The sequence below is a fragment of the Glycomyces tarimensis genome, from assembly GCF_054776215.1.
The window spans coordinates 65313-80494 of sequence record NZ_BAAHCB010000002.1; the positions used below are offsets into that span (position 1 = coordinate 65313).

At 70.1% G+C, this 15182-nt stretch carries 13 protein-coding genes and 1 pseudogene; 8 read left to right on the forward strand and 6 right to left on the reverse strand.

The features are described 5' to 3' along the window. Positions 1–60: 60 nt before the first annotated feature. Complete coding sequence (locus ACYVK3_RS02395) at positions 61–1176, reverse strand: hypothetical protein (RefSeq protein WP_460495659.1); 1116 nt, start codon at positions 1174–1176, stop codon at positions 61–63. Between the two features lie 272 nt (positions 1177–1448). Between ACYVK3_RS02395 and ACYVK3_RS02400 the strand changes: the two genes are divergently transcribed. After that, the gene (locus ACYVK3_RS02400) at positions 1449–2282 is read left to right on the forward strand and encodes a TatD family hydrolase (protein ID WP_460495660.1); all 834 of its coding nucleotides are present in this window, start codon (positions 1449–1451) and stop codon (positions 2280–2282) included. A gap of 384 nt (positions 2283–2666) precedes the next feature. On the opposite strand, the pseudogene ACYVK3_RS02405 reads toward ACYVK3_RS02400, so the two are convergent. Beyond that, positions 2667–4085, reverse strand: a pseudogene (locus ACYVK3_RS02405) (copper resistance CopC/CopD family protein); the annotation flags it as partial. Here ACYVK3_RS02405 and ACYVK3_RS02410 point away from each other — a divergent pair. Further along, entirely contained in the window at positions 3970–4695 is a 726-nt protein-coding gene (locus ACYVK3_RS02410) for a DsbA family protein (protein ID WP_460495661.1), read from the forward strand. The pseudogene ACYVK3_RS02405 and the gene ACYVK3_RS02410 sit on opposite strands and share 116 nt — an antisense overlap. A gap of 1 nt (position 4696) precedes the next feature. Here the strand turns inward: ACYVK3_RS02410 and ACYVK3_RS02415 are convergent, their stop codons facing one another. From ACYVK3_RS02415 to ACYVK3_RS02430, 4 genes are read right to left on the reverse strand one after another with little or no spacing between them, the layout of a single operon-like run. After that, positions 4697–5446, reverse strand: coding sequence for an energy-coupling factor ABC transporter ATP-binding protein (locus ACYVK3_RS02415; protein ID WP_460495662.1), 750 nt, complete (start codon positions 5444–5446; stop codon positions 4697–4699). Then, positions 5443–6204 carry an energy-coupling factor transporter transmembrane component T family protein gene (gene cbiQ, locus ACYVK3_RS02420; protein ID WP_460495663.1) on the reverse strand — a complete coding sequence of 254 codons (762 nt, stop codon included), beginning with the start codon at positions 6202–6204 and terminating at the stop codon, positions 5443–5445. Before cbiQ ends, ACYVK3_RS02415 begins: the two co-directional genes overlap by 4 nt. Further along, entirely contained in the window at positions 6201–6557 is a 357-nt protein-coding gene (locus ACYVK3_RS02425; protein ID WP_460495664.1) for a PDGLE domain-containing protein, read from the reverse strand. The genes cbiQ and ACYVK3_RS02425 overlap by 4 nt, the downstream gene beginning before the upstream one ends. Before the next feature lie 3 nt (positions 6558–6560). Continuing rightward, entirely contained in the window at positions 6561–7265 is a 705-nt protein-coding gene (locus ACYVK3_RS02430; RefSeq protein WP_460495665.1) for an energy-coupling factor ABC transporter permease, read from the reverse strand. Between the two features lie 201 nt (positions 7266–7466). Here ACYVK3_RS02430 and bcp point away from each other — a divergent pair, with 201 nt between their 5' ends. The 6 genes from bcp (at position 7467) to ACYVK3_RS02460 (ending at position 15178) form a co-directional block, all read left to right on the forward strand. Then, complete coding sequence (gene bcp / locus ACYVK3_RS02435; RefSeq protein WP_460495666.1) at positions 7467–7937, forward strand: thioredoxin-dependent thiol peroxidase; 471 nt, start codon at positions 7467–7469, stop codon at positions 7935–7937. A 736-nt stretch (positions 7938–8673) separates the two neighbouring features. Then, positions 8674–8907, forward strand: a complete 234-nt coding sequence (locus tag ACYVK3_RS02440; protein ID WP_460495667.1) for a mersacidin/lichenicidin family type 2 lantibiotic — start codon at positions 8674–8676, stop codon at positions 8905–8907. A gap of 20 nt (positions 8908–8927) precedes the next feature. Then, positions 8928–9167 (forward strand): mersacidin/lichenicidin family type 2 lantibiotic, encoded by a 240-nt coding sequence (locus tag ACYVK3_RS02445; RefSeq protein WP_460495668.1) that lies wholly within the window; start codon positions 8928–8930, stop codon positions 9165–9167. A 92-nt stretch (positions 9168–9259) separates the two neighbouring features. Next, complete coding sequence (locus ACYVK3_RS02450; protein WP_460495669.1) at positions 9260–12559, forward strand: type 2 lanthipeptide synthetase LanM family protein; 3300 nt, start codon at positions 9260–9262, stop codon at positions 12557–12559. Beyond that, entirely contained in the window at positions 12546–13040 is a 495-nt protein-coding gene (locus ACYVK3_RS02455) for a hypothetical protein (RefSeq protein ID WP_460495670.1), read from the forward strand. The genes ACYVK3_RS02450 and ACYVK3_RS02455 overlap by 14 nt, the downstream gene beginning before the upstream one ends. Beyond that, the gene (locus ACYVK3_RS02460) at positions 13037–15178 is read left to right on the forward strand and encodes a peptidase domain-containing ABC transporter (RefSeq protein WP_460495671.1); all 2142 of its coding nucleotides are present in this window, start codon (positions 13037–13039) and stop codon (positions 15176–15178) included. The genes ACYVK3_RS02455 and ACYVK3_RS02460 overlap by 4 nt, the downstream gene beginning before the upstream one ends. The last annotated feature ends 4 nt before the right edge of the window (positions 15179–15182 follow it).

Below are 15182 nucleotides of genomic sequence, written 5' to 3' on the forward strand. Positions count from 1 at the left end.
GCCGGACATTGCGCGAAGTAGGACGTACATGGTCCGGTATGCCCGGTGCGGCGTACGGGTTCAGCCGAGCTGAGTGAGTTCGGCTCGCGCGACCCACTTCTCGTAGACGCCGCGCCGGACGGCTTCAACGCCGGTGCGCGAGAGCGCCTCCGGGCCCGGCCTCGAGAGCCGGAAGCGGCCCCATTCCTCATCGGCGTCGACCAGTGAGCCGGGCTCGCCGTTCCACACCACCCTCGTGGGCTCCCTGAGGATGCGCCGCACCGGCGCCGGCCGGCCGAGCTCGACGCCGGGGACGTCGACGACGCCCTCGGCGGTGAGCGGCGCCCACTGCCGCCCCGAGTAGGCGAACAGCTCGATCACCGAGCCGTTCTGGTCGTAGGCGACCATCTGCGCGCCTTCGGGCAGCGGCAGGTCGACCAGGTCGGCGGTGACGTACTCGGGCAGCAGGTGCCCCGCCGAGAGCGCGAAACCGGTGCCGAGCACCGGCATCCCGCGCCGGTCCGACGACGGCATCGCCGTCAGCCCTTCGTACTCGGGCGCGACCGGCGCGTCGTAGTCGCCGGGGTCGGCCACCGCCCAGCGCAGCGCGAACACCCACCGGTCCCCCGGTTCGGTCTCGCCGCCGAGGACGCTCCGCGAGGACGGCGTGCGCAGGTGCGCGACGTCCCTGCGGCGGTAGCAGAAGCCGCCCGGGACGGCGGCGGTCTCCAGCAGCCGCGCGATCTGCGGGGCCGTCATCGGCCGCTCCATGAGCTCGCCTGCGGCCAGCGGCGAGGACTGCCGCACGCGGTCGAGCAGGAGGCGCGCGGCCGGGTCCAGGTGCGGGGTCTGGGTGAGGCGCCGCACGTACTCCAGGTCGAGTCCCGGAGCGAGCGGCACCATCAGGGACCGCTCGTCGCCGACGCCGACCGGGATGCCGTCGCGCAGCACCTCGGCGGCCGACACGAACCAGCGGTGCGGATAGTCGGTGCCCTGCCGCGGGTTGGGGACGAAGTCGGGTCGCGGCAGCGCCGAGAACAGCTCCCAGGCCGCCCCGTCGGCGAACGGCGCGGCGGGGTACTTCTCGCCCTGCCACTCCACGGTGACCAGCCGGAGCTGCGGGGACGGCTCGGCGGAGGCCAGGCGTTGCTGGAGCGCCGCGGCTCGGTTCCGACGGGACGCGAGGTCACGTGTCATGGGCGGCTCGATTCGACGCTGGGGGCGGGAGGACGTCTGGCGCGGTGCGACACCGCTGCCGCCGAAGACGGCGCGGCGGGTGCGCGTCGACGGCCGGTGTACGGCTGAGCGCCAACGTAGGCTCCGGCTGTCAGGTTCACATGTCGGCAATGTGAAGTTGCTGTTACGGAGTGAGCCGCACCGCTCTCTAGCTGCGGTAAGACGGGATACCCGACGGTGCTCGCGGCGCGACGTGGCATGGTTGAGGCGTGTACAGACCCGATCCAGCGCCATTGCCCGAGCCCCTCCCGGCTCCGATCGCCGACAGCCACACGCACCTCGACATCGTCGGATCCGGCTACCCCGCGGACGAGGCGGTCACGCCCGAGCCGGCGAGCGAGGAGATCCGCGCACTCATCGACCAGGCCGCCTCGGTGGGCGTCGCCAGGTTGATGCAGGTCGGCACCGATGTCGCCTCCTCCCGCTGGGCCGCGGACCTCGCCGGGGCCGACGGCCGGGTCCTGGCCGCCGCCGCGCTGCACCCCAACGAGGCCCCGATGCTGGCCGACCTCGACGGCGCCCTCGCCGCCGTCGACGCGATCGCCGCGCACGAGCGGGTCGCGGCGCTCGGTGAGACCGGCCTGGACTACTTCCGCACCGACGAGAGCGGGCAGGCCGCCCAACACGCCTCGTTCCGCGCCCACATCGAGATCGCCAAGCGCCGCGGCAAGGCCCTGATGATCCACGACCGCGACGCCCACGCCGACGTCCTGTCCATCCTGGATGAACAAGGCGCGCCGGACCGGGTCGTCATGCACTGCTTCTCAGGCGACTTCGCGTTCGCCAACGAATGCGCCAGGCGCGGGTTCTACATGAGCTTCGCGGGGAACGTGACGTTCAAGAACGCCGAGGCGCTGCGCGGCGCGGCCTCGGTGGCCCCCGCGGAGCTGATCCTGGTCGAGACCGACGCCCCGTTCATGGCGCCGATGCCGGTCCGCGGGCACCGCAACCATCCGGCGCTGACGAACTACACCGCCCGATTCCTCGCCGACCACCTCGGTCGGGACCTCGAGAAGTGGTGCGTGCAGCTGTCCGAGAACGCCCGGGCGGCCTTCGGCGACTGGTAACGAGACGTCGATGGCGACCTCGGCCGTGTGGCCGCGGCCCTCGGCGTCGGTGAGCGTGACGGTGAAGATGTAGCGTCCGGCCTCCGGCAGGCTCACCTCACCGCCGAGGATGCCGGTCCGCAACTCGATGAGCCTGAGCGTGTCGGGCTCGGCGCCTTCGAGCCCCCAGAGGGCCTCCCACTCGGCGACGTCGAAGGGCTGCCCCGCGAGGTCCCACACGATGATCCGCACCGAGTTCGGACCCGGCCGGCCCGGCTCGAGGACCACCTGACCGGTGTACATGTCGGTCGAGATCGCCCCGGCGACCCCGGTGGACTCCACGGTCGTCGCCTCGCTCTCCAGCAGCGCGGTCTTCGCCGGGACGACCTGCACCAGCACCACCACGGCGGCGAGGACGGCCGCCGCCAGCGCCACTTCGGCGCCGGCGAGGCGCCGCAGCGCCGTGCGGCCCTCGGTGCCGCGCAGGAGCGCCCGGCGGGTGCCCAGCCCGACGGCGACGATGACGACGAGGATCGCGGCCTTGAGCACGACGAGGCGCCCGTAGGTGGTGTCGGTGAGGGCTTCGAAGGAGTCGATGTGGAGCAGCGCGCTGGAGAGACCGGCGACGATGATGACCGCCATGAGCCACGGCACGAGGGCGACCCAGAACTCGCGGGCGCGAGGGGGCACCTCGCCCTCCGACTTGATCGCGAGGACGAGCAGGGCGGCGACACCGCCGGCCCAGGTGAGGCCCGCGGCGGCGTGGAGCCAGTCGGCGGCGAAGGCGGCGACGACGGGCTCGGTGGCCATCGGGTGCCCCGCGAGGGGCCAGGTGGCGGTGAGCGCGAGCCCGACGCCCGCGAGTCCGGCCAGCGCCGGAGTGCCGGGCCGGTCCGTGGTGATCAGCGCCCGCAGCAGGGGCATCGCCAGGAGCACGACGAGCAGCCGCAGCAGTGCGGCGAGGCCGACGTTCGACTCCATGACCGACTGGAGCGCGGCCGCGTCGAGCGCTGAGACGGCGACGCCGGATTCGTAGGCGGCCTGGAGGACGATGCCCGCGACGGCGCTGATGGCGACGGCGCTGAGTCCGACGGCGACGAGCCGTGCGCCGAAGTGCCGGGGCCGGGCTCCGACCGCGAGGAGGACGCCGGTGCCGAGGGCGAGCGCGAGCCCGGCGTAGCCGACGCCGCGCTCGGCGTACAGCAGGCCTTGGACGAGAGGGTCGGTCTCGGCGGCGAGCGCGTCGGCGCTGGGCGGCTCGGTCTCGGTGCCGACGGAGAACGTGAAGGTGCCGGAGACGGGGTGTCCGTCGTGGGAGACGACGCGGTACCCGACGAGGTAGGTGCCCTCCTGCTGGGCGTCGAGGCCGATGACGACGGTGGTGTCGTCGCCCGTCTCGACGATGCCGGTGTCGGCTCGGTCACCATCGGGAGCTACGACGCCGGTGGCCGCGTCCACGGGGGTGACTGGCTCGTTGAACTCGACGACGACCTCGCCCGGAGGCGAGTCGAGGACTTCGTCCGAGGCCGGGTCGGTTCCAGTGGCGAGGGCGTGCGCGTTGGCGGGCGAGGCCCACAGCGCGCCGAGAACCGCCGCTGCGAGAGGCAGCCAGGCGAGGCGGAGCGGGTGTAGGCGAGACATCGAAGCTGAGACTACTCGAGTCCGCCTCGCAAATCGACCGATGGTGTGAGAGGGGCGTTGAGTCGACATGGGGAAGTCGGAGCGCAGGCAGGCCGCGGAGGCCCTGAGGAAGCGGCAGGCGGCCGAGGCCCGGCGCAAGAAGATCCTGTTCGGAGTCGCGATCGGCGGGGCGGTGGTCCTCATCGGCGGGCTCCTCGGTCTCGGCATCTGGATGAACCGGGAGCCCGAGTACGAGGTGAACGCCCCGACGGCGACCACGTCCGACGACTACGCGGTGCAGCTCGGCTCGGGCCCGACGCAGGTGGACGTCTACATCGACTACATGTGCCCGGCGTGCAATCAGTTCGAGTCGGCCTACGCCGAGGACATCCAGTCGTGGATCGACGCGGGCTCGGTCACCGTCCATTATCACCCGATCGCGATCCTCGACCGCCTCTCGCAGGGCACCGAGTACTCCTCGCGGGCCGCCGCGGCGGCCGTGTGCGCCGCCGACGTCGGCGAGCAGGAGTTCCTGGACTACACGCTCGCGCTGTACGAGCACCAGCCGGCCGAGAACACCACGGGCCTGACCGACGCCGAACTGGCGCGGATCGGCGCCGACATGGGGCTCGGCGCGGAGTGGAAGCAGTGCGTCGCCGACGAGACCTACATGGGCTGGGTCCGCGAGGGCACCGAATCGGCCACGAACGAGCAGGGCGTGAACGGCACGCCCACCGTGAAAGTCGATGGCGAGACCGTCGAGCCGGCGGACTTCGACTCGCAGGTCGAAGCGGCGATCGCGAACGCCTCCTGATTCACCTCTTGGCGGCCAGCGCGGCCTCCAGGGAGAAGCCGAACGGCAGCTCGAGCCGGTGCCGCTCCAGCAGGTCGGCATCGGCGAGGATCTCGCCGGTGGGGGCGTCGGCGACGATGCGGCCGGCGTCGAGCACGACGGCCCGCTCGCACAGCTGCAGCGCGTACGGCAGGTCGTGGGTGACCAGGAGCAGCGTCGGGGCGGTCTCGCGCAGGATGGCGGCGAGCTCGCGGCGGCTGGCCGGGTCGAGGTTCGCGCTCGGCTCGTCGAGCACGACGATCTCGGGCCGCATCGCGAGGACCCCCGCGAGCGCGGCGCGCCGCTGCTGGCCCACCGAGAGGTGGTGCGGCGGGCGGGCGGCGAGATCGGTGAGTCCGACGTCGGCGAGCGCGGCGTCGACGCGCGCTTTGAGCTCGGCGCCCTTGAGGCCGAGGTTGGCCGGGCCGAAGCCGACGTCGTCGGCGACGGTGGGCATGAACAGCTGGTCGTCGGGGCTCTGGAAGACGATGCCGACGCGGCGGCGGATCTCCGCGAGGGTCTGCTTGGACATCTGGAGGCCGCCGACGGTGACGGTGCCTTCGGTGGCGTCGAGGAGCCCGACGAGGTGGAGCATGAGCGTGGTCTTCCCGGCGCCGTTGGGGCCGAGGACGGCGACGCGCTCGCCGTCGTGGAGGTCGAGGTCGACCCCGTCGAGGGCGCGGTGGCCGTCGGGGTAGACGTGGCGCAGGCCGGTCACCTTGAGGGCGGTCATGCGCCCACCGCCGTCCAGACGGCGATGCCCGCGGTGATGGCGGGGGCGGCCATGGCGGCGCTCCACTGGCCGATGCCCGCGCCGGCGGGGCTGACGTCGAGCGGGAGGCGCCCGCTGTAGCCGCGGGCGGACATGGCGTGCCAGACGCGTTCGCCGCGTTCGTAGGAGCGGATGAAGACGACGCCGAGGCTGCGGGCGATCGCGCCGGCCTGCCACAGGAACCTCGGGTCGTCGCAGCGGGCGAGGCGGGCGCGCCGCATCTGGACGGTCTCGGCGACGGTCAGGTGGGCGTAGCGGATGGCGAAGGCGGTGATCTGCAGGAGGATCTCGGGGCAGCGCAGCCGCGAGAGGCCGGCGAGGAGGTCGGCCACGGGCGTGGTGGCGCCCAGCAGGAGCGCGGCCCAGACGCCGAGGGTGGCCTTGGCGATGAGGTTCCATCCGGCCCACAGTCCCTCGACCGACAGCTCGAACAATCCCCAGTGGACGGTCTCGCCGCCGGTCATGAACGGGAATGCGAACGCCAGCAGCACGAACGGCGTTTCGATGAGGCTGCGCGAGGCGACCCAGCCGGCCGGCACGCGCGCGAGCGCGAACAGCGCCGCCAGGAGCGCGGCGTAGACCCCGAAGGCCCACACGGCCTCTCTCGGGGTGGCGACGACGGCGAAGGTGAGCGCGACGAGCGCCACCAGTTTGGCCTGCGGGGCGAGCCGGTGGAGCGGCGTCCGGCCGGGCCGGAAGAGCCCTTCGGAGGCGTTCACGCACCCTCGCCGGTGGGCCCGGCGGGGCGGTTGCCGCGCGCGAGGAGCCAGAACAGGCCGGTGGCCAGGCCGAACACGAGCAGGACGCCGATGATGCCGGCGAGCGAGCCGCCGAGGGTCTCCGAGCCGACGAAGGACAGGCCGTAGTCGGCCAGGGGCCCGCCGATCTCGTGCTCGCCGGCCCGCTGGGCGGTGCATTCGCCGCCGGTGATCTCGCCGTCGGCGCTGGTGCGGCAGCCCTCGAGCATGACCGATTCGAGGCCGTCGGGCGAGGAGGAGGCGAACAGCGCGACGCCGCCGCCGAGGACGAGGGCGACCAGCGCGCCGAAGAGGACGAAGCGTGAGGTCTTCATGGTCTAGGCGGTCTCCTTGAGGGCATGCCCGGTCTCGGTGAGGCGGGTGCCTCTGAGGGCGTGGACGAGGTCGGGGCGGGCGAGCGCGACGGCGACGACCGCGGCGGCGGTGATGACGCCCTCGCCGATGCCGATGAGCGCGTGGACGGACAGGATCGCGGCGGCGACGGAGGCGAACGACTCGCCGATCGGTTCGCCGCCGATCCAGAACTGGAGGAGGAACCCCGCCGAGGCGGCGACGACGCTGACGACGGAGGCGGCGACGACGGCGACGGTGAGTCCGAGGCGGGTGCGCGGGAGGACCTTGAGCGCGAGCGCGATGACGCCGTAGGAGACGAAGGTCGCGATGACGGCCATGTTGATGACGTTCAGGCCGAGGGCGGTGACGCCGCCGTCGGCGAACAGGAGCGCCTGGACGCCGATCACGACGGTCACGCACAGCGCGCCGAGCCACGGGCCGAGGAGCGCGGCGGCGAGCGCGCCGCCGAGCAGGTGCCCCGAGACGCCGGGGAGGACGGGGAAGTTGAGCATCTGGGCGGCGAAGATGAACGCGGTGGCGAGCCCGGCGAGCGGCACGAGCCGGTCGTCCAGGCCGCGGCGAGAGGCCGCTATGCAGATGCCGACCGCGATGACGGCGGCGAGACCGAAGGCCAGGGATGTGGGGATGCCGATGATGCCGTTGGAGATGTGCAGCGCGAGGTCGGACACTTGGGCGTCGCCGCCTTTCAACCGGGAGGTTGCCGGCGCCGTGCTGGCTACAGGACGCCGACTGCGGAATCAACAACCCACCGTTGGGCTATTGCCATAATTTTGCAATAATCTCCGGCTCGCGTCAAGGCGTGGGCCGTGCAGCTTCCGTCGAGGGAGCTCCCAGGGGATTGTCAGGTACGGACGGTAGTGTTTCGATCTGTGAACGTACGACTTCAGCCTGGTGAAGCAGCACCTGATTTCACGCTTGCCACCGATACCGGTGACACGGTGACCCTGTCGAGCCTCCAGGGGCGCAAGGTCATCCTCTACGCGTATCCGCGCGCGATGACCCCCGGCTGCACGAAGGAGGCCTGCGACTTCCGCGACAGCCTCGCGAGCCTGCAGGCCGCCGGCTACGCCGTGCTGGGGATCAGCCCCGACAAGCCCGAGGACCTCGCGAAGTTCGTCGAGCGCGACGGCCTGACCTTCCCGCTGCTGTCCGACCCCGAGCACAAGGTGCTCGAGGCGTACGGGGCGTGGGGCGAGAAGAAGAACTACGGCCGCACGATCACCGGCGTGATCCGCTCGACGTTCGTCATCGACGAGCAGGGCGATGTCGAGCTCGCCCAGTACAACGTGAAGGCCACCGGCCACGTCGCGCGCCTGAAGAAGGAACTCGGCCTGGACTAGCGCTCGTGCCGAGCCCCTTCGCACGAGCTCCATCGCCGTGCGGCCGAAGGCACCACCCGCCGGCCGTGCCCGATCCGCCGACGGCCCCTCCCCCACCCCTCCCGCGCCGCGCGCCTCATGCGCCCGGTGCCCTCTGCGCTGCCCAGACACACGCCCTGGTGGTCACTGCGCTGAGCTCGTAGCCGGCGATGTGAAGGCTTGGAGCCCCAGGGTCTCGGCGCGTTCGGCCGCTTCCTCGACATCGGCCGCTTTCCGAGCCTGAACGCCGACCAGCGCCCCGCGTACGGCCGCGGTCGATCAACCGGGCCAAGTCTCGTCAGTCGCGGCGGACGAGGGTGTCGATGGCCGCGCGCTCGCAACCGGTCACCGACCGGTCACCGACCGGATCGACGCCTTTGGCCACATCGTCCCGGACACGCATGGGCGAGCGCCGGCTCGGCGGCATCCGGCCCGACATTCACAGCGCGAGAGCGCCAATTCTGGGCGTCCACCAGCGGCGACTCGGGTCAGATGCCCACCGGACATGCAAGCAATGCGAAACCTATGCAATTCCGATGCGATCGGGTCCGAGTATGGATCCCGTCGGCTCATGCTCTGGTCTGCGATTCGTCGCGGTGGGCGCGTGCCGACATGAACGGGGATGGACCTGAATCCTGCGAGGAAGTCCATCCCCCTCCCACGATCCCTTATGGGACTCGTGACCGAACGATCTTACCTCAGAAGGAGGTCGGCAATCATGGAATCCACGCGTACGTGGAAAGACCCCGAATATCGGCGGGAACTGGGCGAATCCGCCCCGGACAACCCGGCGGGCCTGGTGGACCTCACCGACGACGAACTCTTCGGCGTCGCCGGTGGAAGCAGCAGCTGGGGCTGCGTCACCACCACGGTCACCCTCACCGTCACCGTCTGCTCTCCGACCGGGACCCTGTGCGGCAGCTGCCAAATGGGCACCCACGGCTGCTGCTGATCCGATAAGGAGAAGAACGCATGGACGTCGTACGTTCCTGGAAGGAACCCGAATACCGTCGCTCACTCGGCGAGGACGCACCGGAACACCCCGCCGGAGCGGAACTCACCGAGATCAGCGAACTCACCCTCAGCGAGGTCGGCGGTGCCCAAGGCGGCACCAAACACCTCGGAACCCTCGGATGCTGCTGGTGCCTGCCGTGGTATTCCGGCTTCACCCGTTGCGGCCTGGCCTGCAGCCCCAGTAGTCCCTGCGCCTAGACAGGGCCCTCCCCCGGGGCGGTGGCGGCGACGCCGCCGCCCCTTTCGATCCCCGAATCCCTCTGGCCTTACCAATCGGAAGCGGACTCATCGTGAACCATGCATCGCCCAATGAGGCGCCCTTCGGCCCCGAGCTTCCCTGGCATCTCGCTTCGACGCTGCCCGAACGCCGGTCCTGGAAATCGACGCCCAGCGAGACGGACGCCGATCGCGGAGCCCGCCGCCGGGAAATGTGGAGTGAACTCAAGAGCTTCAGCGAAGAGGGACGTGAACTGTCCGACTGGCTCGAATCGATCGGCCTGTCTGATGAGGATTTCACCGCTCTTCTCGGCGAGACCGAGCCGTCCCTGCGGTCCCGTCGCGGTGACGAACCGGAATGGCACCGCACCTTCCAGCGGTGGTGGAACCTGACGCGGCGCTCGCATCTGCGCCGACTCCGCGGAGACCTGCAGCTGCTCGAATGGGCCCGGCCCCTCATCGAAGGCGCCATGGAAGAGCTCTCCGTCGAACTCACCGATCGCTCGGCTGCCCAGTCCGATCCGGTCCTCAAAGACGACCAGGTCGTGGAGCGGCTGCTCGACACGGTGCCGCTGCAACACCTCCATTCCCTCATGCAGCGCTCGGCAGTGCTCGAACTGAACGTGTTCCGCGTCGAAGGCCGCCTCTCGGGGGACGACGCGGGCGCCCGTTTCCATGACTTCTGCCGCCGGCTGTCCACCGAGGAGACCGCGGTGCCGCTGTGGCAAGAGTATTGCGTGCTGGCGCGGCTGGTGGTGACGCAGCTGGGCTTCTGGATCGAGACGCAGATCGAGCTGTTCCAGGCGCTCGCCGACGACCTCGACCTGATCAGGTCAGCGATCCCCGGCATGGCCGACGCCAAGCGACTGGAATCCGTATCCATCGGCGAGGGCGACCGCCACCGGCACGGGCGGTCGGTGGGGATACTCCGATTCGATGAGGGCACCGTCGTGTACAAGCCCCGGGACCTCGCCATGGACATGGCTTACATCGGTCTGATCGATTGGGTCAACGCCGGCCGGCTGAGCCACGATCTGGTCTCGGTCGCCACGCTGAACCGCGGGGACCACGGCTGGGCCGAGTTCCTGGGGTCCAATCAGGCGATCGACGCGGCGGGGGCACGACGATTCGCCTGGCGCATCGGGGCGCTGTCGGCCGTGTTGTACGCCTTGCACGCCACGGACTTCCACTTCGAGAACATCATCGCCAGCGGGGACCATCCGATCCTGGTGGACCTGGAGACGCTGCTGCACTCCGACAAGACCGACGCGGTGGCCAAGGTCGAGGGGACGACGGACGTCACGGCCATCGCGCTCGCCTACTCGGTCCACTCGACCGGGCTCCTCCCCGACCCGATCGTCATGCGCGACGACGACGGCACACACGCCCTCGACATGTCCGGCGCGAGCGGTCGAAGCGGCCAGCAGACCCCCATGCCCGTGCCGATCTGGGAGGGCGCCGAGACCGACGCCATGAGGCTGGTGAAACAGCGAGCGGAGATGGACGTCGAGGGCAACCAGCCGGTCGACGAGGAAGGGACGCCGTTCGACATCGCCCACAACCGTGACGCCGTCGTCGCCGGCTTCTCGGAGGTGTACACCCTCTTCCAGAACCGCGCGGAGGAACTGCTCGCCGAGGACGGCCCTATCGCGCCCTTCGAGCATCTGCAGACGCGGCACATCGCCCGCCCCACCCACGTCTACGGCACCGTGCTGCAGGAGAGCACCCACCCGGACTTCCTCCGCGACGGCCTCGACCGGGACCGATCCCTGGCCCGGCTCCACCTCGGTCACGAGTCGCGTCCCGAACGCGACGCCATGATCGAGGCCGAGATCGCCGAACTGGCCACCGGCGACGTCCCGGTCTTCACCATCGAGACCTCCACCGGCGTGCTGTACGGCGACACTCCGGCGCGAGCCGTCGGCCGGCGGACGAAACCGATCGCCGATGTCAAGGACCGGATTCGCGGCCTGTCCGAAGACGACCGCCTTCGCCAGCAGTGGATCATCGACGCCTCGATCGCCGCCACGACGATGGTCGGCAAAGAGGCCCGATGGCCGAACTGGTCGCAGCCGATGCCGGCCGACCCGGCCGGTACCGGAGACTTCGAGGAGCAGGCCCTCCAGATTGCCAGGCGCATCCAGTCCCTCCTCATCCGCGACGAGGACACGATGGGCTGGATCGGACTCGACCTGGTCGACGAGCGGCACTGGATGCTGGCTCCCGCACCCATCGGGCTGTACAACGGGGTCGGCGGCATCACCCACGCATTGGACGCCGTCGCCGCCGTCACCGGAGACCGGAGTCTCGCCGAGGACACCGAACAACTGCACGACTACGTCGTGAGGCGTACGCAGATACTGGTCGACACGCTCGAGGATCCCGATTCGGGACCGCCGTCGATCAAGTTCACCCCGATCGGAGCGTACAACGAGGTCGCGGGCTCGATCTACGTGCTCGCGCACGCCGCATCGAGACACGGCCGCCCCGATTACACCGAGGCCGCGCTTCGCCTGCTACCGATCCTCGAGCTGCTGGTCGACCAGGACACGAATCTCGACATCGTCTCGGGCTGTGCGGGTCTGATGCTGGTCATGGAGTCGCTGGAGTCGGTCGCCCCCGGAAGCGGCGCGATCGAACTCGCCCACCGCGCGGCACGCCGGCTGCTCAGCACCCGTGAAGTGCTCGAATCGGGCTGGGCATGGGCCAGCCCGATGAACGACGGCGCCGCCCTCAACGGGTACTCCCACGGGACGGCGGGGATCGCGGCGGCGTTCGCCCGGCTCAACGCGCTGCATCCCGACGAGCGATACCGCGAGGCCATTGCTCGCTCGCTGGCGTACGAGAACGCCACCATCGACGCCGAAAGCGGCATCTGGAAAGACCTGCGACCGGACAACCCCGGCGGTCGAACGGTGATGAACGCCTGGTGCCACGGCGCGCCCGGCATCGGCCTGGGCCGCCACATGATCCTCGGCATCGACGGCCACGGCATCGACCCGGCGCGTCTGGAAGCCGACCGGAACCGGGCGAGCCGCATCCTGTATCAGGCCGGTTGGGACTCCGACCCGGTCACCGGAACCGGCAACCACTCGATCTGCCACGGTGACGTGGGCAACCTCCTCATGCTCGACGCGATAGCCGTCGACACCGACATCCGGCAGCGGCTGCCGTACCTGTGGAAGGCGATGCTCACCGACGGCGCGACGAACGGCTGGCTGTGCGGAGTGCCCCACGGCGTCGAGACGCCCGGCCTCATGACCGGACTCGCGGGCATCGCCTGGGGGCTGGCGCGCAAAGCGAACCCGGCCCGAGTGAGCGACCTGCTGCAACTCGAGACCCCTCGCGGAGGCGCAAGCCATGACCGAACCTGAGCGACCGAGCGGCATCTACCGCCAAGAAGCCCTCGACAACTACGCCCGGATGGACCGGCACGACACCGCACCCTCGTTCAACCCCGCGGCCATGCTGCCCCGCTGGTGGGCGGTCGCGGCCGGCATGATCAGCCTCGTCCTGCTCGGAGTGGGCGGGCTGTGGCACCAGGTCGACCAGGGCCCCAGGGGGATGGTGGTCGACGTCGCGGACGACAGCGTCATCGTCGCCTTCAGCGACACACCCCCGAACCTGGTCGGCGAGGCCGTCGTCCTGGCCCTCGGGGACGGCACCGAACTCGAGGGCACCGCATCGGACAGCGAACAGGTCACCGGCAACGGCGCCACCGGGACCATGCTGCTGGTCGACCTGGAGACGTTCGGCGCCGCAACCGGATACGAAGGCGAAACCGTCACGGTCAACTCAGGGAGCGCCTCCCTGCTGACCGACATCTTCAGCGACCGCGGGGAGGGCCGGGCATGAGGCGTCCGAAAGTGCCGCTGCAACTCCAAGCCTCTCAAGTCGAGTGCGGAGCCGCTGCACTCGCGATGGTGCTCGGCTACTACGGGCGCCACACGCCGATCTCGGAACTGCGCGAGTCGATGGGCCTGGCCCGCGACGGCGCCACCGCCGCCGAGATCCTGACCCAGGCCCGCGCCCACGGCATGGAGACCCGTTCCTACCGAGCCGAGCCGAAGGCGCTCCGCGAGCTCGTACTCCCGGTGATCGTCCACTGGAACATGAGCCACTTCGTGATCGTTGAGCGGTTCACCGCCGGCGGCGTGATCATCGTCGACCCCGCCGAAGGCCGCCTGCACGTGACCGGCCAGGAGTTCAGCGATCACTTCACCGGCATCGTCCTCGAGCTCGTCCCGGGCGAACGGTTCGAACCGCGCCGCAGACAGGGCTTCGGGCTGATGTCGTTCATGGCACCGCACTTCCCCCGCAACCCGCGAATTCTCGGCGTCATCGTGCTCGCCTCAGCCCTGCTGACCCTCCTGGGACTTCTCCCGGCCTTTCTGACCGGCTACGTCATCGACAGCGTCCTGCCGACCCGCAACGAGGACCTCCTGTGGATCCTCGCCGGCGGCGCCGCCGTATTCGCCGCCACGAACGGCCTGATCACACTGGCCCGATCCGAGCTCCTGCTGTGGTTCCAGACGCGCACCGACTGGTCGATGATGACCGGATTCCTCCGACACCTCATGTCGCTGCCATACCGCTTCTTCCAGATCCGAAGCGGCGGCGACATCATCGTCCGCGTCTCCTCGACCTCGTATGTGCGCGACCTGATCAGCAGCCAACTGCTCGCGGTCGTCTTGGACCTGGCACTGCTGGCGGTCTACCTCGTCGTCATCGGGCTCCATTCACTGCTCTTCGTCGGAGTCATCATGCTCGTGGCGCTCGCGCAGCTCGTGCTCATGGCCTCCACCGCCCACCGCGCCCAGCGGCTGACCGAACGCGAACTGCACCTGCTGGGCGAGGCCCAGTCGACGATGCTCGAAGCCGTCAACAGCGCCGAGACTGTCAAGGCCACCGGAGCCGAGAAGGTCATGATCCGTCGCTGGTCGCACCGGTTCTCCTCGCAGCTGCAGGCCTCGATCCGCCGACAACGGCTGGACAACGGCATCGACGCGACGATGACGCTCATCGCGGTCGTCGCACCCATGCTGCTGCTCACCATCGGAGCGTCCCTGGTCCTCCAAGGACAGCTGCGGATCGGCATGCTCATGACGCTCATCGCGCTGTCGGGCGCGGCGTTGGCCCCGGTGACGCAGTTGGGCCGCAACATCAAGAACTTCCAGATCGTCCGCGTGCACCTCGACCGCCTTCGGGACGTGCTCGATGAGAAGGCCGAGCAGGAGGAAGGGGACAGGCCGGCACCGGACCTGGATGCACCGATCAGGGCCAGAGGCGTCGCCTTCAGGTACTCGGGCACCGGACCCTATGTCCTCGAGGGCATCGACCTCGACCTCGAACCGGGCACCACGACCGCGATCGTCGGTGGCAGCGGCGCCGGGAAGTCCACGCTCGCTCGACTCCTCCTCGGGCTCTACCGCCCCAGCGTCGGATCGATCCGCTTCGGCGAGCTCGACCTGGACGATGCCGACATCCACTCCCTGCGGCAGCGGGCGGGCATCGTCACGCAGGACTCGGACCTGTTCGGAGGCACCATACTCTCGAACCTCACCATCGGCAGCGACGACGTGGAGCTCGCGACGGTCATGGAGGCCGCAGCGCTCGCCTGCATCCATGAGGACGTCATCGCGGCGCCGATGGCATACGACACCATGCTGGGCGAGGGCGGCACCGGCATGTCCGGCGGGCAGCGCCAGCGGCTCGCGCTGGCGCGTGCGCTGGTGCGGCGGCCGAAGCTGCTCCTGCTCGACGAGGCCACCTCCCATCTCGATGCGGCCACCGAGGAGCGCGTGCACCGCAACCTGCAGACGCTGGCGTGCACGAAGGTCATCATCGCCCACCGGCTCTCCACCGTGCGCGACGCCGACAGGATCCTCGTCCTCGATCGCGGCCGGATCGCCGAACTGGGAAGTCACGACGACTTGATGGCCCGCAACGGCACCTACGCGAACCTCATCGACCGTCAGCTCCAGAAGGCCTAGGAGA